The 1,443-nt window shown below is 58.0% G+C and carries 1 protein-coding gene; it reads left to right on the forward strand.

From position 1 onward, the window contains the following. Positions 1–95 precede the first annotated feature (95 nt). A complete protein-coding gene (locus tag JGZ97_RS18030) occupies positions 96–1,409 on the forward strand; it encodes an IS1380 family transposase (protein WP_207064098.1) in 1,314 nt (437 codons plus the stop codon). Positions 1,410–1,443: the final 34 nt, after the last annotated feature.

Genomic DNA, 1,443 nt, shown 5'->3' on the forward strand with positions numbered 1-1,443 from the left:
CCCGCATTTTTCATGAAGGGGTAAACAGAAACGGCTGAAAGCCTTATGGTTGTTGGTGTCGAGCCTACTTCCACGCAGCTACAGCCGTGAGCAAAATGTTACCACAGTCGTTTCAGTTTTCACCCCTGTTACGCCGGACCGTCGAAGGTCAGTTTTCCGGTGGCCATATCACCAGCGATGCCGGTCTGCTTTTGCTACGCGAAGTGGATCGGCAAATGCAGCTCACCCGCAACCTTGCCCGGCGCCTGTCGGATGATCGCCAATCGGGTAAAGTACAGCACGGCATCCAGGCCATGCTGCAACAACGCCTGATGGCCATTGCCGCAGGGTACGAAGACCTCAACGACCATGATCGGCTCCGTGCTGACTATGCGCTGCAAACGGTGGTCGGCAGACTGGCGCCGCTGGCCAGCACCTCAACCCTCTACCGTTTTGAAGCGAAGACCGATCGCCGCGCCATCATCGAAGCACACCGCACGTTGTGGGAGCAATTTATCGCCAGCCATCACCGGCCGCCCAAGCGTCTCGTGCTGGACTTTGATGCCACTGACATTCCGCTCCATGGCGACCAGCCGGAGAAGTTCTTCCACGGCTATTACGACCACTACTGCTACCTGCCGCTTTATGTGTTTTGCGATCGTTTCCCGCTGGTCGCCTACCTGCGCCAGAGCAAGATCGACGGGGCCAGGCACGCGGGTGCCATCCTCAAGTTGCTAGTGACCTTCATTCGCCAGCACTGGCCCAAGGTGCAGATCATCTTTCGCGGTGACAGTGGCTTCTGCCGTCAGTTGATCTTGAACTGGTGTGAACGCCACAGCGTCGATTACCTGGTCGGCATTGCACGCAATAAGCGCCTGGAAGCCTTGGTGAAGCCGATGTGGCGGCATGTTGAGAAGCGACATCAACAGCGTAGACAGCAGGGTGACGAAGGTTCAACCCGCTGGTTTTGGCGCTACCGCTATCGAGCGGGAAGCTGGCGCAAAACACGCGACGTGATCGCCAAGATGGAAGTGACTGACAAGGGGCGCAATCCGCGCTTTGTAGTCACAACCTTGACCGGCAGCGATGCCGAGCTTTACTGCCGCGAATACTGCGCGCGCGGCGATATGGAGAATCGGATTAAAGATCAGCAGCTGGATCTGTTCGCTGCTCGCACTCCGTCCAAGCACTGGTGGAGCAATCAATGGCGGCTGATGCTGTCGATGCTGGCCTTTGTGTTGTACGAAAAACTGCGTGAATTCTGCTCTCGCAAGTATCGCAACCTGAGCGTGCACAGCCTGCGGCTACGGTTGATCAAGATCGCGGCGGTGGTGACCCGCAACACCCGGCGCATCCGCTTCCTCCTCAACGAGCATTGTCCCGATCAGCAGGAATTTATCCGCCTGACCCAAACCCTTTCGCCGGGGTAGTGGTGGCGAGCGCCCCCGGCTTGCACGAATGGGG

Source organism: Motiliproteus sp. SC1-56 (assembly GCF_017309075.1).
GTDB lineage: Bacteria > Pseudomonadota > Gammaproteobacteria > Pseudomonadales > Balneatricaceae > Motiliproteus.

Excerpts from the sequence above, each read along its gene's own strand:
- JGZ97_RS18030 (WP_207064098.1), top strand. The coding sequence starts at position 96 with ATGTTACCACAGTCGTTTCAGTTTTCACCCCTGTTACGCCGGACCGTC.